23 protein-coding genes are annotated in these 22030 nt (G+C 64.6%); 15 read left to right on the top strand and 8 right to left on the bottom strand.

Features of this window, described 5'->3' with window-relative positions; translation table 11 throughout:
• Window positions 1-101: 101 nt before the first annotated feature.
• The gene (locus tag CO669_RS15110; protein WP_097660587.1) at window positions 102-941 is read right to left on the bottom strand and encodes an SDR family oxidoreductase; all 840 of its coding nucleotides are present in this window, start codon (window positions 939-941) and stop codon (window positions 102-104) included.
• Between the two features lie 222 nt (window positions 942-1163).
• Between CO669_RS15110 and CO669_RS15105 the strand changes: the two genes are divergently transcribed.
• The 3 genes from CO669_RS15105 to CO669_RS15095 all read left to right on the top strand — a co-directional run bounded on the left by CO669_RS15105 (window position 1164) and on the right by CO669_RS15095 (window position 4574).
• Window positions 1164-2138, top strand: coding sequence for an NADPH:quinone oxidoreductase family protein (locus CO669_RS15105; RefSeq protein ID WP_097660586.1), 975 nt, complete (start codon window positions 1164-1166; stop codon window positions 2136-2138).
• A 417-nt stretch (window positions 2139-2555) separates the two neighbouring features.
• Window positions 2556-3398: a hypothetical protein gene (locus tag CO669_RS15100; RefSeq protein ID WP_097660724.1), complete on the top strand. Its 843-nt coding sequence runs from the start codon at window positions 2556-2558 to the stop codon at window positions 3396-3398.
• 18 nt (window positions 3399-3416) lie between these two features.
• Window positions 3417-4574: a TAXI family TRAP transporter solute-binding subunit gene (locus tag CO669_RS15095; protein WP_097660585.1), complete on the top strand. Its 1158-nt coding sequence runs from the start codon at window positions 3417-3419 to the stop codon at window positions 4572-4574.
• 222 nt (window positions 4575-4796) lie between these two features.
• On the opposite strand, the gene CO669_RS15090 is transcribed toward CO669_RS15095, so the two are convergent.
• A complete protein-coding gene (locus tag CO669_RS15090) occupies window positions 4797-5189 on the bottom strand; it encodes a YkvA family protein (protein WP_097660584.1) in 393 nt (130 codons plus the stop codon).
• A 102-nt stretch (window positions 5190-5291) separates the two neighbouring features.
• Window positions 5292-5582 carry a 4a-hydroxytetrahydrobiopterin dehydratase gene (locus CO669_RS15085; RefSeq protein WP_097660583.1) on the bottom strand — a complete coding sequence of 97 codons (291 nt, stop codon included), beginning with the start codon at window positions 5580-5582 and terminating at the stop codon, window positions 5292-5294.
• Window positions 5583-5734: 152 nt separating this feature from the next.
• Here CO669_RS15085 and CO669_RS15080 point away from each other — a divergent pair, with 152 nt between their 5' ends.
• The 3 genes from CO669_RS15080 to CO669_RS15070 all read left to right on the top strand — a co-directional run bounded on the left by CO669_RS15080 (window position 5735) and on the right by CO669_RS15070 (window position 9731).
• Window positions 5735-7180 (top strand): TAXI family TRAP transporter solute-binding subunit, encoded by a 1446-nt coding sequence (locus CO669_RS15080; protein WP_097660582.1) that lies wholly within the window; start codon window positions 5735-5737, stop codon window positions 7178-7180.
• A gap of 190 nt (window positions 7181-7370) precedes the next feature.
• On the top strand, window positions 7371-8906 hold the full coding sequence (locus CO669_RS15075) for an alkaline phosphatase D family protein (protein ID WP_198964026.1): 1536 nt from the start codon (window positions 7371-7373) through the stop codon (window positions 8904-8906).
• Window positions 8907-9017: 111 nt separating this feature from the next.
• Window positions 9018-9731, top strand: a complete 714-nt coding sequence (locus tag CO669_RS15070) for a hypothetical protein (protein ID WP_097660580.1) — start codon at window positions 9018-9020, stop codon at window positions 9729-9731.
• A gap of 4 nt (window positions 9732-9735) precedes the next feature.
• On the opposite strand, the gene CO669_RS15065 is transcribed toward CO669_RS15070, so the two are convergent.
• Window positions 9736-10116: a response regulator gene (locus CO669_RS15065; RefSeq protein WP_097660579.1), complete on the bottom strand. Its 381-nt coding sequence runs from the start codon at window positions 10114-10116 to the stop codon at window positions 9736-9738.
• A 183-nt stretch (window positions 10117-10299) separates the two neighbouring features.
• On the opposite strand from CO669_RS15065, the gene CO669_RS15060 reads away from it, so the two are divergent.
• The 7 genes from CO669_RS15060 (at window position 10300) to CO669_RS15035 (ending at window position 17323) form a co-directional block, all read left to right on the top strand.
• The gene (locus tag CO669_RS15060; RefSeq protein WP_097660578.1) at window positions 10300-11064 is read left to right on the top strand and encodes a Crp/Fnr family transcriptional regulator; all 765 of its coding nucleotides are present in this window, start codon (window positions 10300-10302) and stop codon (window positions 11062-11064) included.
• A 77-nt stretch (window positions 11065-11141) separates the two neighbouring features.
• A complete protein-coding gene (locus CO669_RS15055; protein WP_097660577.1) occupies window positions 11142-11858 on the top strand; it encodes a prolipoprotein diacylglyceryl transferase family protein in 717 nt (238 codons plus the stop codon).
• Window positions 11855-13300, top strand: coding sequence for a radical SAM protein (locus tag CO669_RS15050; RefSeq protein WP_097660576.1), 1446 nt, complete (start codon window positions 11855-11857; stop codon window positions 13298-13300). Before CO669_RS15055 ends, CO669_RS15050 begins: the two co-directional genes overlap by 4 nt.
• Window positions 13297-13569, top strand: coding sequence for a hypothetical protein (locus CO669_RS35010; RefSeq protein WP_143278671.1), 273 nt, complete (start codon window positions 13297-13299; stop codon window positions 13567-13569). Before CO669_RS15050 ends, CO669_RS35010 begins: the two co-directional genes overlap by 4 nt.
• Window positions 13566-13856 (top strand): hypothetical protein, encoded by a 291-nt coding sequence (locus CO669_RS15045; protein WP_097660723.1) that lies wholly within the window; start codon window positions 13566-13568, stop codon window positions 13854-13856. Before CO669_RS35010 ends, CO669_RS15045 begins: the two co-directional genes overlap by 4 nt.
• A 237-nt stretch (window positions 13857-14093) precedes the next feature.
• Window positions 14094-15920, top strand: coding sequence for a translational GTPase TypA (typA, locus tag CO669_RS15040; RefSeq protein ID WP_097660575.1), 1827 nt, complete (start codon window positions 14094-14096; stop codon window positions 15918-15920).
• Between the two features lie 155 nt (window positions 15921-16075).
• Complete coding sequence (locus CO669_RS15035) at window positions 16076-17323, top strand: flavin monoamine oxidase family protein (protein ID WP_097660574.1); 1248 nt, start codon at window positions 16076-16078, stop codon at window positions 17321-17323.
• Between the two features lie 44 nt (window positions 17324-17367).
• On the opposite strand, the gene CO669_RS15030 is transcribed toward CO669_RS15035, so the two are convergent.
• From CO669_RS15030 to CO669_RS15015, 4 genes are read right to left on the bottom strand one after another with little or no spacing between them, the layout of a single operon-like run.
• Window positions 17368-17775: a thiol-disulfide oxidoreductase DCC family protein gene (locus CO669_RS15030; RefSeq protein WP_097660722.1), complete on the bottom strand. Its 408-nt coding sequence runs from the start codon at window positions 17773-17775 to the stop codon at window positions 17368-17370.
• A gap of 59 nt (window positions 17776-17834) precedes the next feature.
• Entirely contained in the window at window positions 17835-19154 is a 1320-nt protein-coding gene (locus CO669_RS15025) for an SDR family oxidoreductase (RefSeq protein ID WP_097660573.1), read from the bottom strand.
• A gap of 8 nt (window positions 19155-19162) precedes the next feature.
• On the bottom strand, window positions 19163-19630 hold the full coding sequence (locus tag CO669_RS15020) for a DUF2269 family protein (protein WP_097660572.1): 468 nt from the start codon (window positions 19628-19630) through the stop codon (window positions 19163-19165).
• On the bottom strand, window positions 19627-20529 hold the full coding sequence (locus tag CO669_RS15015; RefSeq protein WP_097660571.1) for a dienelactone hydrolase family protein: 903 nt from the start codon (window positions 20527-20529) through the stop codon (window positions 19627-19629). The genes CO669_RS15020 and CO669_RS15015 overlap by 4 nt, the downstream gene beginning before the upstream one ends.
• A gap of 262 nt (window positions 20530-20791) precedes the next feature.
• Here CO669_RS15015 and CO669_RS15010 point away from each other — a divergent pair, with 262 nt between their 5' ends.
• Both CO669_RS15010 and ppa read left to right on the top strand, forming a co-directional pair.
• Window positions 20792-21301: a GNAT family N-acetyltransferase gene (locus CO669_RS15010; protein ID WP_018318962.1), complete on the top strand. Its 510-nt coding sequence runs from the start codon at window positions 20792-20794 to the stop codon at window positions 21299-21301.
• 178 nt (window positions 21302-21479) lie between these two features.
• Complete coding sequence (gene ppa / locus CO669_RS15005) at window positions 21480-22019, top strand: inorganic diphosphatase (RefSeq protein ID WP_097660570.1); 540 nt, start codon at window positions 21480-21482, stop codon at window positions 22017-22019.
• Window positions 22020-22030: the final 11 nt, after the last annotated feature.

Here is a 22030-nt window from a genome sequence, read left to right as displayed (position 1 = left end):
AATATTGTGACTGGAAGATGGCTCGGCCGCGCTTTGTCCCCGTGGCAGGGATAGCCGGGAAAGTCCAATTTGGGAAGGCAGTTAGCGGTATCAGCGCCGGCTTAAGTCTTGGATCGCGCGGCGCGCTGATCGGCCCATTGCGTCTCGGTCCAGCCGAGCAAATCCTCAGCGCCGGAACTGCGCAAATGCGCGCCACCGTCGATGACGACCATCTCGCCATTGATGTATGCCGCACGGTCCGAGACCAGGAAGCTGGCGAGGTCGGCAAGCTCGCCATGCTCGCCGGTCCGGCCGAGCGGATTGCGCGCGGTCCAGCCCTCATCACGGCCTTCGGGGCGGAGCTGCCCCGACGCACCCGCGGTCGGGAACGGACCCGGCGCGATGGCGACGGTGCGGATGCCCTTCGGTCCCCATTCCACCGCGAGACTTTTGGTCATCGCCAACAGCGCCGATTTCGCCATCGCCGACGGCACGGTGAAGGCGCGGCCGGTGATGGTCGAGGTCGAGAGAATCGAGAGCACGACGCCGCCGCGCCCATCCTCGATCCAGCGCCTGCCGGCAGCGAGCGTGCAGTACATCGCGCCATGTAATGTCGGCGCCAGGATCGCATCGGCCGCGCGGAACGACAGGTGCTCGCTCTGTGCAATGAACGTCGCGGCCGCGTTGTTGACGAGGATGTCGAGCGGTGCCTCGCGCCAGATCGCATCCATCATGGTCTCGACGGCAACGCCATCGCGAATATCACAGACGATGGTCGTGACCTTGCCGCCGGTCTCCTTGCGCATGTCGCTCGCGGTTGCTTCAAGACGGTCGAGCTTGCGACCGCAAATCACGAGCTCTGCCCCGAGCGCGAGGAAACAGCGTCCCATCGCGGCGCCAAGGCCCGAGCCGCCGCCGGTGACGAGGATACGCTTGTGCTTGAGCAGGCCTGTTTCAAACATCGTTTGAATCCTCGCTGTTTCTCCACGCCGCGTCATTGCGAGCGCAGGAAGTGATCCAGACTATTTCCGCGGCGCGGACTCTGGATTGCTTCGCTGCACTCGCAATGACGCAAGGATAGGCCTGTGCATCGCTTTGGGCAAAGAATCCGGATTGTCGCCCGTGCCTAAATCCGGCAAAATCGGGCCAACTATAATTCCACTCGAAACGCTTCAGGTGCCGCCATGAAAGCCATCCTCTGCTCGCAATATTGCCAGCCCGACGATCTCGTGCTCGCCGACGTGCCGGATCCCGTGGCGGGTCCCGGCGAAGCCGTGATCGCGATCAAGGCGGCGGCGCTGAACTTCTTCGACATCCTGATGATTCAGGGCAAGTACCAGATCAAGCCGCCGTTCCCGTTCTCGCCAGCCGCGGAAGTCGCCGGCGTGATCGAGAGCATCGGCCCCGGCGTGACCGACCTCAAGGTCGGCGACCGCGTCGTCGCCTCCTGCGGTCACAACGGCGCGCGCGAGAAGATCGCACTGCCGGCAGCGTCGATCGTGAAGATCCCCGACAATCTGGACTATGACCGAGCGGCCGGCATCATCATCATCTACGGCACCGCGCTGCATGCGCTGGAGGATCGCGCAAGCCCCAAGCCCGGCGAGACGCTCGCTGTGCTGGGTGCGGCCGGCGGCACCGGCTTAGCTGCCTGCGAGCTTGGCAAGCTGATGGGGTTGAAGGTGATTGCTTGCGCCTCGTCGGACGAGAAGCTCGAATTCGCCAAGGCGCATGGCGCCGAGCTGACGCTGAACTACGCCAAGGAGGATTTGAAGGAGGGCTTGCGCAAGCTCACCGGCGGCAAGGGCGTCGACATCATCTTCGACCCCGTGGGCGGTGCCTATGCCGAACAGGCGCTGCGCTCGATCGCCTGGGAGGGCCGCTTCCTCGTCATCGGCTTTGCCGCCGGCGACATTCCGAAGATGCCTCTGAACCTCGCGCTCTTGAAGGGCTGCGACATCCGCGGCGTGTTCTGGGGCGCATGGACCCGGCAGAATCCGGAGAAGAACCGCGCCAATCTCGAGAAGCTGGTGAAGTGGACGGCGGAAGGAAAGATTTCATCGCATGTCGATCGCACCTTCCCGCTGGCCCAGACGGCGGACGCACTGAAGGTGCTGGCAGGACGCCAGGCCATGGGCAAGGTCATCCTGCACCCGTGATTGCGATGTCATCGCAACGCCGTTTCAGCAGACTCAATTGTCGTCGCCCGGCTCGGCCGGGCGATCCAGTATTCCAGAGAAAGCAGTGATTTAGCCGAGACGCCGCGGCGTACTGGATTCCCCGCCCAAGAGCGCAATTGCGCACAAGGCGGGGAATGACGCCCAGCGCGAAGTCAGCGTCGCTGCCTTCACCCATGCAATAAATCCCCCTCAACCGTCGCCGCCGAAATTGCGGTGCATTCCGCTTCGTCGCCCCAATCAAACCCAAATATCTCCAGATTCGCGCAAACCGCCGTCGCTTTTTGGGCTGAATCGGACGGCGATTTACCGGTTCCAGTTTGCGGGGCGCTTCTGGACAACAACAAAAAGACTGAACCCGGGAATGCCCCTGCGTAGTCGGTAATGGGGAGCATCACCATGGAGACGACGGCATACCGTCCGTCCGGGGAGTCGCGGGCGTTCGACTCCGATCGATCAGCATCACTTCAGTCCACCACGTCCTACATCCGTGCGCGCGCTGCACGGGCCGAGCTTTCGGACGATCCAATGCCTCTGTTCCTGTCCGATCCGCTGGGAGCGCCGGATCCAAGGGAATATGTGCCGCGCGAGCTGCGTGCCAGATCCGGGATCGTCCCGCGCCTCCTCGCGACCGGGCTGGCGATCTCAGGCGCTGCGATTCTCGCGGCGCTGTTTCAATCCGACCTGCGCAATCTCGTCGCCGGCGGCCCGTCGGACGCGCCCGCCGGGCAGGCCGTGGCTCCGGGCAACCTGCAAGTGACACGGCAGGTCCCGCTCAAGGATCCGGCCCGCGTCACCAACACGATGCTGGCGAACGCCGACAAGCAGGAGCTTCCGGTGCCGTCCGCGCCAAGCCGCGAAGCGATCGCGACCGCCTACCAGGTGGCGCTGCAAGCCCAATCCCAACCTCAAGCGCAAGCGCCGGTCGCAACAGCGCCCGTGCCGCCCGAACCCGTCAGGACCCTCGACGCCGACACACTGGCAGGACTGATGACGCGCGCCAGAAACCTGATGAGCGTCGGCGACATCGCCGCGGCGCGCCTGCTGCTCGAGCGGGCGGCCCATGCGAAAGACGCGACGGCCGCGCTTCTGCTGGCGCAGACCTACGATCCCGCAGTGCTCGGCAGCAGCGACGCACGCAGCGTCATCGCCGACGCGGCGGTTGCTCGTGACTGGTACCAGCGCGCCGCAAGCCTCGGATCGGCGGAGGCGCGACGGCGCCTCGCCCAGCTCTCGAACTAGAACTCGTCAGGGGACATCATGCGTAACGCTCTAGGAATGGCGCTTGCCGCCATCATGACCATCTGTGCCTTCACTGCACGCGCCGAGCAGACCGAATACGATCCAGCCAAGGTCTCGGACAGCTTGAAAGCCATCTTCCAATTCGGCTCGAGCTCGACCAAGCAGGCACTGAATGCCAACACCGTCACGCTGATCACAGGCACGATCGGCGGCACCTATGTGCAGTTCGGCGCCGACCTCGCCTCCGTGCTCGACGACGGCAACAAGATCCGCGTGCTACCGATCGTCGGCCGCGGCTCGGTGCAGAGCGTCGCCGATATCCTGTTCCTGCAAGGCGTCGATCTCGGCATCGTGCGCGCCGACACGCTCGACTATCTCGAGCGCAAGGGCTTTGCCAAGGACATCAAGCGCCAGTTCACCTATGTGACGAAGCTGTACAACGAGGAGATGCAGGTGATCGCGCCGAAATCGGTGGCGACGCTGAAGGACCTCGAAGGCAAGACCGTGAGCGTCGATCTACCCAATGGCGGCACCTTCGTCACCGCCCTCACCGTGTTCGAACGCCTCGGCATCAAGGCGAAGTTCGTCTATGTCGAGCAACGCATCGCGATGGAGAAGCTGAAGGCCGGCGAGGTCGACGCCGTCATCGTGGTCGGCGGCAAGCCGTACAAATCGGTCTCGACCTTCGGCAATGACGGCCGCTTCCACCTCGCGCGTGTCGATTATGCAAAGCCGCTGCAGAGCGACTATCTGCCCGCGACGCTAACGGCGAAGGACTATCCGAACCTGATCAAGGAGGGCGAGAGCGTGGACACCATCGCGGTGCCCGCGGTGCTCGCGGCCTATAATTGGGCGCCCAACACCGAGCGCTATCGCAAGCTCGCGCTGTTCGTGGACGCGTTCTTCACCAAATTTCCGACGCTCCAGAACCCACCCTTCCATCCCAAGTGGAAAGAGGTCTCGCTCGCGGCACCGCTGTCCGGCTGGAACAGGTTGCCGGTGGCGCAGCAATGGCTCGACAAGCACGGCGTGGAGCCGGTGACGCGCCAGCGCTTCGAGGCCTTCCTGAAGCAGAACCCTGCGGCGGCGAAGGTGTCCGACACCGACAAGGAGACGCTGTTCAGGCAATTCCAGGCCTGGGACGCGGAAAAGGCGCGGGCGGAGGCGGGGAAGTGAGGGCCGTCATTGCATTTCTGGATTGCTTCGCTTCGCTCGCAATGACGGTGCTTGAGCGAATGCCATCCACACACTCACTGTCATCGCCCGGCTTGACCGGGCGCTCCAGTATCCAGAGGCGGCGCGGCTGGCCCCGATAAGCCGCGGCGTACTGGATTCCCCGCTCCAGTGCGCAATTGCGCACAAGGCGGGGAATGACAGCGGAATGCGCGGCGACAGCCGCTACGCTGCTTCCGCCTCGGAGTTGCCCTCATCCACGCCACGCTTCAGCGCGGCGCGGGCGGCTTCGCGGTGCTCATCGGTGATGTGGCCGGCAACCATGCGGATGGCGGTGGCGAGCACGGCGGCATCGTCGGCGAAGCCGAGAACCGGCATTACATCGGCGACGAAGTCGAACGGCAGGATGAAATAAGCGATCGCGCCGAGCAGCGCGGCCTGGACGTGGCGCGGGGTCTGGCGGTCGAACGCGCAGTAATAGGCGGCGAGCAGGTCTTCGGCGAACGGCAGATGGCCGGCGACGCGCTTCAGCTTGCGCCAGAAGCGGCGGCGCACGCTCTCACGATCTTCCGCAAGCCGATCGGCCGGTTCAAAACCAACGCTGTGTTCGGCAGCCATGTTCGACAAACTCCCCGTTCAGCCCCAAGGCGGCGGCTCGCCGCATCCCCGGCTGATCACAAGATGGGGATGTGACCGATCCCTGCAAGACGTCGGCCGGTCTCAGCCTGCGATCGCGTTCATCGTCTTGGCCAGCGCCACGTCGAGCGCCGTGACGCCGCCGGCGTCGTGGGTCGACAGCACCACCTCCACCGTCTTGTAGACATTGCGCCATTCGGGATGGTGATCCATCTTTTCGGCAGCCAGCGCGACGCGGCTCATGAAGCCGAACGCCTCGTTGAAATCCTTGAAGATAAAGGTTTTCCCGATGGCATCCCGGCCCTGGACCTCGCTCCAGCCAGCCAGTCCGCCCAGCGCCTGAATGCGCGCCTCCGCCGAGAGCCGTTCTGCCATGGTCCTCTCCGTGTTTCAGGGGAACTTTACCCTAACACCGTGCATATGGCCCGGGTTCATACGGGATTTCCGTCATCCGCTAACCATGACGGAGATGTAACCCCGCCGGACAAGAAATTTGCTACAATTGCGGGCGTAAATCGCCGGCCAAGATGAAACTGAGCCTGAAGCGCCTGTTTGGGAGATCGATGACCGGGGGATTGGACCTGGCCGAAGCGCCCCCTCCGCCTTCGCCGCGATCCGCGGCGCGGAAGACGGCGTTGGTGTCACTTGCATTCGTGCTCGCTGTCGTCGGCGCGCTCGCCGGCGGCTATTACTTCGCGATGCGACCGGTGACGCTGAAGATCGCGGTGGGTCCCGCCAACAGCGACGACGTCAAGGTCGTGCAGGCGCTGACGCAGGCCTTCACGCAGAGCAAGGGCCATGTGCGGCTGCGGCCGATCCAGACAGACGGCGCTACGGCCAGTGCCAATGCGCTGGCGGAAGGCAAGGTCGATCTCGCCATCGTGCGCGGCGACCTCGATGTGCCCAAGAACGCGCAGGCGGTTGCGACCCTGCGCAAGAACGTCGTGGTGCTGTGGTCGGTCCCGGGCAAGGGCAAGAAGCGGGGCTCCAAGATCACCAAGATCTCGCAGCTCGCCGGCCATCGCGTCGGCGTGGTCGGCCGCACCCAGGCCAACGTCAATCTGCTCAAGGTGATCTTGCAGCAATACGGCGTCGATCCCGCCAAGGTCGAGATCGTGCAATTCCCGGCCAACGAAGTTGCCGAGGCGATCAAGGGCCAGAAGGCCGACGTCTATCTCGCGGCCGGCCCCGTCAACAGCAAGATCACGTCGGACGCGATCGCCGCCTCCACCAAGGATTTCGGCGCGCCCAGCTTCATCGCGATCGATTCGGCGGATGCGATTGCGCAGAACCACCCGATCTACGAAGCGTCCGAAATTCCGGCCGGCACCTATGGCGGCTCGCCTGCGCGCCCCGAGGACGAGGTCAAGACCATCAGCTTCTCGCACCACGTCGTGGCGCGCAAAGGCGTATCCGAGACCACCATCGCGGCGTTCACGCGCCAGCTGTTCGCCGTGCGCCAGCAATTGGTGACGGAATTCCCGCTCGCGGCGAAGATCGAGACGCCCGATACCGACAAGGATGCGGTGATCCCGGTTCATCCCGGCGCCGCCGCTTTCGTCGACGGCGAAGAGAAGACCTTCCTCGACAAATACAGCGATTACATCTGGTGGGGCTTGATGGCGCTCTCGGCCATGGGCTCGATCGGCGCCTGGTTCGCCGGCTATCTGAAGAAGGACGAGCGCGACAACAACAGCCATCTGCGCGAACGGCTGCTCGACATGATCGCCGCCGCGCGCAAGAGCGAGACGACCGAGGAGCTCGATCAGATGCAGGCCGAGGCCGACGGGATTCTCCGCGATACGCTGCGCTGCTTCGATCACGGCGCGATCGAGGAAGGCTCGCTGACGGCCTTCAACATCGCGCTGGATCAGTTCCACGCCGCCGTCGCCGACCGCAAGGCGGTGCTGTTCAGCCTGCCGCAAAACCTGCAACGCGCAACCGCGCAGTTCAGGGCCGCGGGCAACGCCTAGGCGCGGGCGCGCGTAATCGCTGCGTCACATTGGCTCACTATAGCTCCCACCGTCATGCCCGGGCGTTGCGAAGCATCGAACCCGGAATCCATCGCGCCGCATTCGCGAGGAGACATGGATTCGGGGCCCGCGTTACGCGCGCCCAGGAATGACGGGCCTTTCTGCAAGCTCAGGGTCGGAGCCAACCTTCATGAAACTCACATTCTCCCGCCGCCGCTTCCTTGCCACCGGCGCCGGTGTGCTCGGCACCATCGCGATGCCCTATCTGTCGCGCGCGGCTGATCGGCCGGCGGTCACGCATGGCGTCCAGTCGGGTGACGTCACGGCCGATGGCGGCATGGTGTGGGCGCGCACGGACCGGCCCGCGCAGATGCTGGTCGAGGTGGCGACGACGGATGCGTTCAGGGATGCCCGTGCGCTGCCGCCGATCACGGCGCTCCCCGAGAGCGATTTCACCGCGAAGATGCTGCTGGAGAACCTGCCGGGCGGCCAGGACATCTTCTATCGCATCCGCTTCCGCGACCTCTCGCACAGCGCGATCGAGGGCGAGGCCGTCGCCGGCCGTTTCCGCACCGCTCCGGCCGACCGCCGCGACGTCAGCTTCGTCTGGGGCGGCGACGTCGCCGGCCAGGGCTGGGGCATCAACCCGGACGACGGCGGCATGGTCACCTTCGCTACCATGCGTAAGCACCGACCGGATTTCTTCCTGCATTCGGGCGACACCATCTACGCGGACGTCCCCATTACATCCGAGGTGAAGCTCGCCGACGGCAAGATCTGGAGGAACGTCACCATCCCCGAGAAGGCCAAGGTCGCCGAAACGCTGGACGAGTATCGCGGCGCGCACAAATACAATCTCACCGACGACAATGTCCGTGCCTTCAATGCCGATGTTCCGATCTTCGTGCAGTGGGACGACCACGAGGTGACCAACAATTGGTCGCGCTCGAAGGAGCTGCCCGCGGCCTACAAGGAGCGCGACATCGCGCTGCTCGCCGCGCGCGGCGCCCGCGCCTTCCACGAGATGTATCCGCTGCGCGAGAGCATCAACGAGCCCGGCCGGGTCTATCGCCAGATCTCCTACGGCCCGCATCTGGACGTGTTCATGCTCGACGAGCGCAGCTATCGCGGCCCGAACGGCCCCAACCTCGAAACCGCCTACGGTCCGGCGAGCCACTTCCTCGGCCCGGACCAGATCGCCTGGCTCAAGCGCGGCCTGCTCAATTCGCGCGCGACCTGGAAGGTGATCGCCTCGGACATGCCACTTAGTCTCATCGTGTCAGACACGGCCGGCTCGGAAGCCTTCGCGCAAGGCGACGGCCCGGTGCGCGGCCGTGAGTTCGAGATCGCCGACATCCTGCGCTTCATCAAGACGGCGCCAATCAGCAACACGGTGTGGCTGACGGCGGACGTGCACTACGCCGCCGCGCATTATTACGATCCGAACAAGGCGCAATTCCAGGAGTTCGAGCCGTTCTGGGAATTCGTCGCGGGTCCGCTGCATGCGGGTACGTTCGGTCCAGCCGCGCTCGACAACACCTTTGGACCCGAGGTGCGCTTCGTCAAGGCGCCGGGCAAGGACAACCAGAACCTGCCGCCCTCCGCCGGCATGCAGTTCTTCGGTCACGTCAGGATCGATGGCGCCACCGGCCAGATGATCGTGACCTTGCGCGACCGCGCCGACGTCGCGCTGTGGTCGACCACGCTCGATCCGAAGCGCGCCTGAGGCCGACTTGGAGCCGGATGGCGATGAACCATCCGGCCGGCCCGGACGACCATTGCAGGCCCGTGCATTTTCACGGGATTGATGCCGTCCAAGCCATTTTCGAGTTGATCCGTGCTGTTCAGCCGTCGAACCATCGTCACCGCACTCCTGCTGAGCGCGGCGTCCCCAACATGGGCGCAGAGCCAGGACAAGGCTGCGCTGGTGCGCGATGCCTTCGCATCGCCTTATGGCAAGGCGTTGACCGTCGAGCTCGGCAAGGCGTTACGCACCAGCGCCGATCCCGCATGCCTGGCAGAGAAGGGGCTTGCGGCCGATCAGCTCGAGCCGCGCGGCCGCGACATCATCCTTTCATGGGGCACGCGCATGTTCGAGAGCACGGGCGCCCTCATCGATCGGCAAAACGCCGCCAATCCATTTCCCGGCGCTGCCGAGCGGGACCGCCTCGAACGCAATGCAGACGTCAAACGATTTCTCGCAATCGAGCAGCCGATGCGACAGGCCAAGCTCCTCGATCTGGTCTTCGAGCATTTCGACCGCTACGTCTTGATCAGCGGGATCAAGCTCGGGGCGGTCTCGCCTGTTGCGACCGGCAACAAGGAATTGCTCGATCGCAATCCGATCGAAGCGACCGAGGACGCGCTGGAGCAATTCGTCGCGAAGTCCAAATCGTCCGCGCTGAAGCGATTCCTGGAATTGTCGGAGCAAGCTGCGTTCGCCCAGCGAGCCGCGATCAGCAAGATCACGTCACCGCCACCGCTTCCACATACGTATTTCCGCGGCGTCGAAGACGACCTCGCCGCGCTCTGCATCCGCTCCGGCAAGTGAGACGTCAGGTCCCGCGCGTACCCAACGCCGCCTCCAGTGCATCGCTCGAGCAGGGCTTCTGCAACCGGGGCTGGCCGGCGAATTCGGCCGGGATGCGCGCCTCGGCGCCATAGCCGGTGACGAAGGCGAAGGGGATCTTCAACGCGGCCAGCCGCTCGGCCACCGCAAAGCTGGTCTCACGGATCAGCTCGACGTCGAGCAGGGCGAAGTCGGGCGCAGTTAGTGCGATGGCGTCGAGCGCCTGGGTCACCGACCCGACGGTCCGCACGCTGGTCACCCCAAAGCCGAGCAGCCGGTCCTCGAAATCAATCGCAATGATCGGATCGTCCTCGACGATCAAGACGTTGGCGGGCCGGCCCGAGCCATCGGTAGGTGCGGATGTCATGATCAAATCTTCGATGTGGGGGTTTTGCGGGATCAGGACTGCCGCGCCACGATGCCTGCGCACAGCGCATCGGAGGGTTCCCGGAACGAAACCCACCACATCGCCGTTCTCCAGTCTGTCCACTTGTGCACACAAAGGATGGACGGAACTCGCTAAGGTGGGAAGGAGGATGGGGAGTTCACGATGGATGCGCGTATCGGCAAAACAACCGACGTCGAAAGCCGGCCGGCCAACAATCTGTTACGGCGCCTGAGTCACGCGGATTATGCGTTGCTGGCACCGCACGTCGCCGTCGAGGACGCCGCCGCCGGGCAGTTGCTCTACAGTCCCGGTGACGACGTCCAGGTCGTCCACTTCCCCTGCGGGCCGGCGCTCGCGACCTTTCTCGTCCCCAATGAGGACGGCCGCGACGTCGAGACCATCCTGGTCGGCCGCGAAGGCGCGGTGGGCGGCATCGTCAGCGAGGGCTTCCTGCCGGCCTACACCCGGATCTGCGTGAAATTCGGCGGACCGTTTGCGCGTGTTCATGTCGCCAAGCTGGAGGCCGCCAAGCTGCGCTCGGCGTCGCTGCGCAACATCTTCGCCCGCTACGCCGATTGCATGCTGGCGCAGATCTTCCAGTCAACCGCCTGCAACGCCATCCACTCGATCGAGCAGCGAACCGCCAAATGGATCCTGGCGGCGATGGAGCGGACCGGCGACGAGAGCAGCGTGCCCCTGACCCACGAACAGCTTGCGACGCTGCTCGGCGTTGGCCGATCCTACGCGAGCCGCGTGCTGCAATCGTTCAAGGCGGAGCGGATTCTCGACACGCGGCGCGGATCGATCCTGGTTCTCAACCGCGACGGCCTGAAGCTGCGCGCTTGCCTGTGCAACGACGCGGTGAAGATGCATTTCGAGGAGGTGTTGCGCGGCGTCTACCCGAGCGAGGAGCGGGAGGCCGGCTAGCGAGCCTGTTCGCTTGCCCCGCGGAAGAAGGCGCGGGCCCTATCCCTCGCGGCCGGAACCTGGGCTAATATCCCCGCATGAGCGGGGCTTTCCTCCACACCCTTTTCGACATCGCGGCGTGGCTGGCGGCGGCCGCCGCCGTCTGGTGGCTGTCGCGGCAGCGCCTGCAATTTCCGGCGCAATCCTTCGAGCTGCCCTATATCGCCGCGCTCGTGTTCGGCGCCGGCCTCGGCGCCTATCTGTTCGGCTCCGCTAATCTGTGGCTGTCGGGTCAGAGCGGCATTGCGCGCTCGGTGGAAGGCGCGCTGGCCGGCGGCATCGTGGCGATCGAGCTCTACAAATGGACGGCCGGCATCGCCTTGCGCACCGGCGCGCGGTTTGCGCTGCCGCTGGCCGTGGGCATCGCGATCGGCCGGCTCGGCTGCTATTTCGCAGGCCTCGACGACTTCACCTATGGCACGGCGACGGCGCTGCCGTGGGGGCACGATTTCGGTGACGGCGTCCTTCGTCATCCCGTCCAGCTCTACGAAAGCGCGGCGATGGCCCTGTTCGCGCTTGCCTATGTGCTCGCGGTCTTGAACCGGAACGCGTTCACGATCACCAATGGTTTCTACCTGGCTCTCGCCTACTACGGAGCGCAACGCTTCCTGTGGGAATTCCTCAAGCCCTATGGCGCGCTGATCGGCCCGCTCACCCTGTTTCACCTGCTGTCGCTGTCCGTCCTGCTCTATGCCGGCGTCCTGCTGGCGACGGCCCCCAAAGCGAGACCCTTGCAAAATGAGTTACTTGCATGAACGCGCCGTTGCGTAAGTCGCGTCCCTATATTTTCTGGGGCCAGACCCAATCTCTCTGCGAGATTTGCCTGAAGCTGGTGCCAACCAAGATCCAGATCCAGGACAACGAGGTCTGGTACGAGAAGCGATGCACGGAGCATGGCGTCCAGTCGACGCTGGTGTCGACGGATGCCGCCTACTGGCGCCTGTGCAAGGACTTCATCAAGCCCGGCGACCGCCCGCTGCAATTCCAGCATCGCACCGAGTTCGGGTGCCCCTATGATTGCGGCCTCTGCCCCGACCACGAGCAGCATTCCTGCCTGGCGCTGATCGAGATCACCGAGCACTGCAACCTCACCTGCCCGGTCTGCTTCGCCGAATCCTCGCCCGCGCGGACGAAATTCACTCCGCTCGCGACCATCGAGAAGATGCTGGACGCGCTGGTCGCCAGCGAAGGCGAGCCCGACCTCGTGCAGATCTCCGGCGGCGAGCCTACGCTGCATCCTGACTTCTTCGCGATCCTGGACGCGGTGCGCGCCCGCCCGATCCGCCACGTCATGATCAACACCAACGGCCTGCGCATCGCCCTCGAAAAGGATTTCGTGGCGCGGCTCGCCGAGAACAGGCGCGGGCTTGAGGTCTATCTCCAGTTCGATTCGCTGCAGCGCGACGCGCTGATCAACCTGCGCGGTGCGGATCTGTGCAAGATTCGCCAGCAGGCGCTGGAGAATCTCGAGCATTTTGGCGTGTCGACCACGCTGGTCGCGACCATCAAGCGCGGCGTCAACGATGCCGAGATCGGCGACATCGTCCGCCACGCGCTGACCTGGAAATGCGTGCGCGGCGTCACGCTGCAGCCGGTGCAGGACGCTGGCCGCAACGATGATTTCGATGAGAAGACCAACCGCGTCATGCTGTCGGAGATCCGCAAGCACGTCGTCGAGACCGGCGTGTTCGGCGACAAGGACATGATCCCGCTGCCCTGCAACCCCGAGAGCATCTCGATCGGCTACGGCCTGCGCAACGGCGAGAAGGTGCTGCCGCTGACCTCGCTGATCCCGCAGGAGCAACTCGTCGCGGTGATGCCCAACACCATCAGCCCCGAGAAATATCCGGTGCTGCGCGAGAAGTTCGTCGACTTGTTCTCGCTGTCATCGGGACCGCTGAACACGAGCGAGCGCGTCTGCGAACTCCTGTGTTGCCTGCCGAGCTTTCAGGTGCCGGACGGGCTTTCCTACGAAAACGTCTTCCGCGTCACCATCGTGCAATTCCTCGATCGCTTCAATTTCTGCGTCGGCAACGTCAAGCGCAGCTGCATTCATTTCGTGACCGAGCAGGGCGCGATCATCCCGTTCGACACCTACAACCTGTTCTACCGCAACGGAAAGATCGACGGCATCCGCGCCGCGCTGGCTGGGCAGACCTATCGCGAGGCACGCCAAAGCGAGGAGATGCCGCGATGAGCGATACCGGCACGACGCCGCTCGCACCGAAACCACCGCTTCCTGACGCGGACGCTTCTGCGACAGCGCCGCCACAGCGCAGCGGCTGCCTGAACGCTTTCATGGTGGTCGGCGGCCTGGTGCTGCTATTACCGGGCATGTGCTTCCTGGCTGTCGGAGGCAACTCTTCCGGATTGGCGCTGATCGGGTTAGTCCTGCTCTGCGCCGCCACTGCCCTGCTCCTGTCCGCCGCGATCAGAAAATGGGGATTGAGCCCACCGCCATCATGAGCAATCCTGAGAACCAGCAACCGGCTTCGGCCCTGCCGCCTCCTCCCCCGCCCGTGCCGCGCAGCGGTTGCCTCACCGCGTTCATGGCGATCTCGGGCATTATCCTCCTGCTGCCCGGCCTGTGCGCCCTGCTGTTCGGCGGAATCTCCATATCCGACGGGGGCAAGATCGACTCCGACATCGCGCCGCTGATCTTCCTCGGGCTGGTCGTTGGCATCGGCGGGGTCGCCCTGATCTGGGCGGCGATCAAGGGGCGAAAGGCCCCGCCAATTCGAAACGACGGCTAAGCCCCGGGGAATCCCGGACAAAATTCGGTCAACCAAGGCCCAAAGAACACATTGTTTTTTGGCGGTTTTTGCATATATTGCGCCGCAACGCGTAGGGTGCCCGGTCGATATGGCCGGGCTTCCTTTTTGGGCGGCGAGCGCCCGTTTCCAGTCTTCCAGCGTTGTTTCGAGAAGAGGTCCCGGTCCGACCGGCGAGATCGCGCTTAACCCATTGTACGAACGCAAAGAAGCTCACTCATGAACCTTCGCAACATCGCCATCATCGCCCACGTCGACCACGGCAAAACCACCCTGGTCGACAAGCTGCTGCAGCAATCCGGCACCTATCGCGACAACCAGAAGGTGGCCGAGCGCGCCATGGACTCCAACGATCTGGAGCGCGAGCGCGGCATCACCATTCTGGCCAAGTGCACCTCGGTGCATTGGGGCGACACCCAGATCAACATCGTCGACACCCCCGGCCACGCTGATTTCGGCGGCGAGGTCGAGCGCATCCTGTCGATGGTCGATGGCGTGATCGTGCTGGTCGACGCCGCCGAAGGCCCGATGCCGCAGACCAAATTCGTGGTCAGCAAGGCGCTCAAGCTCGGCCTGAAGCCGATCGTCGCCATCAACAAGGTCGACCGTCCGGACGCGCGCATCTCCGAAGTCGTCAACGAGGTGTTCGACCTGTTCGCGGCGCTCGACGCCACCGACGAGCAGCTCGACTTCCCGATTCTCTACGGCTCGGGCAAGAACGGCTGGATGGCGAACTCTCCCGACGCCTCCCATGATGTTGGCATGAAGCCGCTGTTCGAGCTCGTGCTCAAGCATGTGGCGCCCCCCGTGGTCCAGGAAGGTCCGTTCAGGCTGCTCGGCACCATCATCGAGGCCAATCCCTATCTCGGCCGCATCATTACCGGCCGCATCGCGTCGGGTTCCGTGAAGCCGAACCAGGCCGTCAAGGTGCTGTCGCGTGAAGGCAAGCTGATCGAGAACGGCCGCATCACCAAGATCCTCGCGTTCCGCGGCCTCGAGCGCCAGCCGGTCGAGTTCGCCGAAGCCGGCGACATCGTCGCCATCGCGGGCCTCACCAAGGGCACCGTCGCCGACACCTTCTGCGATCCCACGGTCGAGGAACCGCTGCAGGCGCAGCCGATCGATCCGCCGACCGTGTCGATGACGTTCATCGTCAACAACTCGCCGCTCGCCGGCACCGAGGGCGACAAGGTCACCAGTCGCCTGATCCGCGACCGCCTGCTGCGCGAGGCCGAAGGCAATGTCGCGCTGCGCGTCGTCGAGTCCCAGGACAAGGACGCGATGGAAGTATCGGGCCGCGGCGAATTGCAGCTCGCGATCCTGATCGAGACCATGCGCCGCGAGGGCTTCGAGCTCTCCGTGTCGCGTCCGCGCGTCGTGTTCCAGAAGGACGAAGCCACCGGCCAGACCTTGGAGCCGATCGAGGAGGTCGTGGTCGACGTCGACGAGGAGCATTCCGGCGTCGTCGTGCAGAAGATGAGCGAGCGCAAGTCCGAGCTGATCGAGATGAAGCCGTCCGGCGGCAACCGCCTGCGTCTGGTGTTCTACGCGCCGACCCGCGGCCTGATCGGCTACCAGGGCGAGCTGATGACCGATACCAAGGGCACGGCGATCATGAACCGCCTGTTCCACGACTACCTGCCCTACAAGGGCCCGATCCAGGGCCGTCGCAACGGCGTGCTGATCTCGAACGACCAGGGCGAGTCGGTGGCCTACGCCATGTTCAAGCTGGAAGACCGCGGCCCGATGATGATCGAGCCCGGCTGGAAGGTCTACAAGGGCATGATCGTCGGCGAGCATACCCGCGACAACGATCTCGAGATCAACGTGCTCAAGGGCAAGCAGCTCACCAACATCCGCACCACCTCGAAGGACGAGGCCGTGCGCCTGACCCCGCCGATCCGCATGACGCTGGAAAAGGCGCTGGCCTATATCGAGGACGACGAGCTGGTGGAGATCACCCCGAAGTCGATCCGCCTGCGCAAGAAGCACCTCGATCCGAACGAGCGCAAGCGCGCGGAAAAGGCCAAGGAGGCGGTGGCGTAAGGCTGCCGCACGCCACAGTGCCGTAGGGTGGGCAGGCGCAAGCGTGCCCACCAATCGACAATGGTGGGCACGGCGCAAGAGCGCCTTTGCCCATCCTACGAGATCGTTTGTCTGGCCGGCTTCAGCGCATATTTCGAACGTGCTAGAGCCCGGCCATGACCTCTCTCCCCTCCTCCGCCGACGTCGCGATCATCGGCGCCGGGGCCGCCGGCCTCGGCGCGGCGCATGCGCTGCATGGCTTCGGCCTCTCCGTGATCGTGCTGGAGGCGCGTAACAGGCTCGGTGGCCGGGCCTGGACGGTGCAGGCCTCGCCCGAGGTGACCTTCGACGTCGGCTGCGGCTGGCTGCACTCGGCGGACAAGAACTCCTTCGTCGCAATCGCGCAAAGACTGGGTTTCGAACTCAACAGGGACCTGCCGCCCTGGCGCGAGCGCGCCTACGGCAACGCGTTTCCGCAAAGCGAGCGCGACGATTTCATGCGCGCGATGGACGCGTTCTACGAGCGCCTCTGGCAGGCCGCGCAAAAGGGCAAGGACGAACCCGCGAACTCAAGTCTGGAGCCAGGCAATCGCTGGAATCCCATGATCAACGCGATATCGACCTACATCAACGGCTGCGAACTCGAGGACATGTCCACGCTGGACTGGAACGCCTATGAGGACACGAACCTCAACTGGCGAGTTCGCCGCGGCTATGGCGCGTTGATCGCGGCCTATGGCGCGCCCTGCCGGGTGGCGCTGGACTGCAACGTCACGCTGATCGATCATTCGGACAAGCGCATCCGCATCCAGTCGTCGCAGGGCATGCTGGACGCCGACAAGGTGATCGTCACCGTGCCGACCAACCTGATCGCCGACGAGACGATCCGCTTTTCGCCGCCGCTGCCGTCCAAGGTCGATGCGGCCGCCGGCCTTCCACTCGGCGTCGACGACAAGGTGACGCTGGCGCTCGAGGGTGCCGAGGCCTTTCCGAGGGAAGGCAATCTGCGCGGCGCCACCATGCGCACCGAGATGGGCACCTACCACATCCGCCCGTTCGGCCAGCCCTGCATCGAAGGCTTTTTCGGCGGCAGCTTCGCTCGCGCGCTGGAAGATTCTGGCGAAGGCGCTATTGCCGCGCACGCCATCAACGAGATCGCGGGATTTCTCGGTAGCGATATCCGCCGCAAGCTGAAGCCGCTGCATGAATCGCGCTGGGCGCATGATCCCTTCGCGCGCGGTTCCTACTCGCACGCATTGCCCGGCCACGCCGGCGATCGTGCCGTTCTGGCCGCGCCGGTGGACGGGCGGCTGTTCTTCGCGGGCGAAGCAACGTCGCCGGAGTTCTTCACGACCGCCCATGGAGCGAGAGACAGTGGGGAGCGGGCTGCGAAGGAAGTGCTGGCGGCTCTGGGCAAACTGTAGCTCCGTCATTGCGAGCGTAGCGACGCTGCACTCGCAACGACGAACTACTCGATCACCCGCGCCCGCAAATCCGCATCCGGCACGAAGCAAGCGTCATATTTCCCGAAGATGCGGTAGCGGTTGCGGGCGATGAGGCTGTAGATCGGATCCCGCAGCGGCTTCGGCACGACGAACAACGCGCGCACCCAACCCCAGCCGGGAAGCAGCGACAGCACGGTCAGCGCGGCGTCCGACTTCATGAGCACCTTGCCACCGTGAACCACCGCGTTGGTGTCGGGATCATCGGGGTCGATGCCGAACGTGCGCGCGAGCCTCGCACCATAATCCGACTGGATCGGTGTGAAGCGAAATCGCCGCTCCGTGTCGCGCTTGGCCACGAACCGGACCCAGCGCGAGCAGAAGATGCAGACGCCATCGAACAGGATGACGTCGTCGTCGGGCCATTTGGACATCAGCTTCTCTTCTTGACGCGTTTGCTTCACACGAACCGAATCCACTTCGCGCGAAAACGCTATCGGTTATCCAGTATCAACAAGGCGACCAGCATCAGCACGATGGCCGGACCTGTCTTCACCAGCGCGCCGAGCGGCTCGACCCAGAGATCGGGCGTCAGGATCGCGGCGCCGAACATGTAGCCGAGCGAGGCAATGATCCCCGCGACGAGCCCGATCGCCGCAGTACGCCTGAAGGCGATCAATGCGCCGATGCTCATGTCCATCAGGCTGGTGCCGACGGTGATGGGATCAACCAGCGCGGGCGGAAAGTTGTGCGCGGTCAAGATGCCGGCGGCGGCGCGGTAGGACACGAACAGCGCGATGAAACCGGAGACGAGCCAGAACGCGACCAGGCTGGCGAGGATCAGCGCCTTGACCAGGAACAGGCGCGCGAACCATTTGTCCTGGATGGTGGCGGGATGCCGGCCGATCGTCTCCACCAGCGTCTTCGGTGTGATGCCTGTGGCGGCGATCCAGGCCGAGGGATCACCTTGCACGCCGCGGCGCAGCTCGGCGATGGCTGTCGAGCGCATCGGCGGTATCCAGCCGAGATGGCTGGCGAGATCGCCAATCTTCGCGCCGAAGTCCAGCATGAGTGACGGCATCGCGATGCGCGGCCAGCCGTACGTGCCGAAGGCAAGCCGAAACGGCATGATGACGCCGGCCATGGTGACCGGCTCGGCCTGCATCAGATCCCAGTTCACCGCCTGCACGGCAGCGTCATCAATGTCGCACGCAGCGAGCCAGGCAATGGTCGCCGAAATATCCTCGACCGCGATGGGCTGGAACCGCGTTGCCATCTCCTTGCCCGGAAGGTCGAGCGGAAACGCGGCGAGCGCACGCAGCATCGCGCTGCCGCCATAGGCGGACGGTGCAACGACGAAGCCGGGCCGCAGGATGGCGTGGGGAACGCCGGAGGCCGCGATCAAACGCTCGGCCTCGCGCTTGGTCGTCGCGAAGGCGGTGCGGTCGGCCTCCACCGTTCCCGGAATCGAGATGTGCACGAGGCGGGTCGGACGGCCGCTGCCGCCGATCGCCGCGAGCAGCCGCGCGACGAAATCGCGGTGCACGGCACCGGTGTCGCTGCCAGGGCCATCCTGGAGCACGCCGAGGCAGTTGACGACGACATCCACCGCATGCTCGCGCAGCAGCCGCGCCAGGGCTGCCGCATCGAGCGAGAGGATCGGCAGCTCGATATCCAGCGCACTCATCCTGTGGGCCGGCGACCGACTGCGCGCCACGCCGACCACGCGAAAACCCCGCGCGCGGAGATCGCCGGTGACGAAGCGGCCGATCAGGCCGGAGGCGCCGAGCACCAGGATGGTTCGTTCAGCCATTACGTCTCTCAAAACGGTTTTGCGATCATCAGCCACAGGATCAGCATTGTCGCGCCGAAGCCAGGGAAGCCGAACGCGAACCAGCGGCGGAAGAGAACGAAGTATCGCTCCGGCAAGGCCGCGTGTTGATCGGCAGCCTTGCGCGCGAGATCGCGCATCTCGATCTGCATGAGCACCACGGGAATCCAGAACAGGCCGGCGATAGCATAGAGCGCGAGCGAGGCGAGCAGCCAGCGCTCGGTGATCGGCGTCGCCGAAAGCGTCATCAGAAAGCCGCCCGTGACCGGTTGCAGGAGCACGGCGGAGAGCGTGAAGATCGCGTCCGCGATCACCACGACCGATGCGGTGCGTGCGATGAACGCCACATCCTTCGTGCGATGCGCCATCAGCATGAAGAAGGCGATGCCCGTTCCGGTGCCGAGGATGACGACTGCGCCGAGCACATGCAGAAACTTGACCAAAAAGTACAGCGTCATGGCTTCTTGGCCGCCACCGGCTTTGCCCGGTTCAGCGCACGCACGAGATCGCCGCTTGCGGCTTTGACGCCGGCTTCCGTCTCGATCATCCAATGACCCTCGCTGCCGACGGCCGGCAGGATGCGCAAGTCCACCTGGCCGCCGCCGCCACGAAACGCATCTTCCAGACTCTTCGAAAATGACGGCGAGAAATAGCTGTCATTGGCCGCGACGAGCCAGGTAACGGGAATGCGCGCGGCCTTGCCGAACTCCGTTGCAGCGGCAAGCAGCGTGTGTGGCGCGCAGATCCGGTTCGACTCGTCATTGGCATGGCCGCCGCGCCCGGGGGCAAACACCGTGATCGCCGAGATCGCCTTTGGATCGGCATTGGCGAGCGCCAGCGCGCCCCAGCCGCCGGCGGAATGGCCGATCACGACGGCGCCCTCCTTGCGAATGAAATCCTGCCTTCGCAGGAATTCCAGCGCGAGCCGGATTTGCTCGGCCGTCGCACGGCCCGAACGGGCATAGTCCGCCTCGTCACATCCGCCCTGGTCCTCGGCATAGCGGCCGCCGGTCGCACCGTGGCCGAGCCGCTCCGGCACCAGCACGGCAAAGCCGCGCGCGACGAGAAAGGCGGCGAGGGGACGGTATTCCGGCTGCGGCATTTGCGCACGACGCAGGACGTTCTGCGTCGAGGCGTGCGCGATCACCGCCACCCGGAACGGACCTGCGCCGGCGGGGCGAAACAGCAGGGCATGCGCCGCGATGTCGGTATCCGGCGACGGCACGCGCCACTCCTGCCGGCGAAACGGCTCGCCCTCCTCGCCCGATGCACCGAACGTGACCTGAGCGCACAGAGGCTGTGCGGTGGTCAGCAGGGCCAGCAGAGACAGGAGCGCGAGGGTTTTGAGAAGCCGCATGGATTGCAGGAGGCGAGAACAGCGCCAATCAGACGAGAGGAACGAATCAGTATCGGCAGACTTTCTGCGTCGCCATTGCCATGCATTCGCTGCCGCGACGGAAGTTTTGCACCGACGCTCGGCACGCCCGTGCCCTCGGAGTTGGCGTGTTGTCTTCTTTCGGTACAACATGGTTAAGAGACTGATGCACAAAGTCCACACGTTAACCGATAATTAACGATAGGTCTTGCCGCCAGCGCGGCGACTTGGTTTGATTGCGTCCATGAGCACAACCCTGATCGAGGTCCGGCCGGCCAAAGCTGCAGATGCAACTGCGGTGGCGTCCACTCATGACGAAGCCTGGCGCTCCGCCTATCAGGGCATCATTCCCGGCGCCGAGCTTGAAAAGCTCATCAACCGCCGCGGCCCGCAATGGTGGGACAGTGCGATCCGCAAGGGTAGCCGCGTCAGCGTGCTCGTGTTCGGCGACAAGATCGCGGGTTATGCCAATTACGGTCGCAACCGCGCCCGCAGCCTGCATTTCGACGGCGAGATCTACGAGCTTTACCTGCGCCCGGAATTCCAGGGCCTCGGCTTCGGTCGTCGCCTGTTTGCCTCCGCCCGCCGCGACCTGATGCAGAGCGGGCTGAAGAGCATGGTGGTGTGGGCGCTCTCGGACAACGACCCGGCGACGGAGTTCTACCGGGCGCTGGGCGGCCGCATGGTGGCGCGCTCCTCGGAGCGGTTCGGGCCGAAGTCGCTCGACAAGGTTGCCTTCGCCTGGACCAATTGAGCTGCTGAAAGCTGAATTCGTCGGCCCTTACCTTCCGTCGATACCGCTGCCTCTGCGCCGGTGACTTCGGGATTCATTATTTCACAAAAACGCGATGGATCGGCGGGCCAAGCCCGCGTATGACAGCGCCAAAATCGCTGCCGGGCGCGATTTTACCTCGGCAACAACGGAGCCTTGAATGCGTATCGATGCGATCTCGATCGGGAAGAACGTACCCCAGGAAGTCAACGTCCTCATCGAAGTCCCCGTGGGCGGCGAACCGATCAAGTACGAGATGGACAAGGAGGCCGGCACGCTGGTGGTCGACCGCTTCCTGTACACGCCGATGCGTTACCCCGGTAACTACGGCTTCATCCCGCACACTCTGTCGGATGACGGCGACCCCTGCGACGTCCTGATCGTCAACACCCGCGCCATCATTCCCGGCGCCGTCATGAGCGTGCGCCCGGTCGGCGTGCTGTTCATGGAGGACGAGGCCGGTGGCGACGAGAAGATCCTGGCGGTGCCGTCGTCAAAGCTGACGCAGCGCTACGACAAGGTGAAGTCGTACTCCGACCTGCCCGACATCACGCTGCAGCAGATCCAGCACTTCTTCGAGCACTACAAGGATCTCGAGAAGGGCAAATGGGTGAAGATCCTGCGCTGGGGCGGCCCGGAGGAAGCGCACAAGCTGATCCTCGAAGGCATGGATCGCGAGACGAAAAAGAAGAAGGGCTGAGGAGTCCTTCT

The organism is Bradyrhizobium sp. Y36, from assembly GCF_002531575.1.
GTDB lineage: Bacteria > Pseudomonadota > Alphaproteobacteria > Rhizobiales > Xanthobacteraceae > Bradyrhizobium.
The sequence above is the reverse complement of the archived record's forward strand: the minus strand, read 5'-3'. Positions and strand labels throughout refer to the sequence as shown.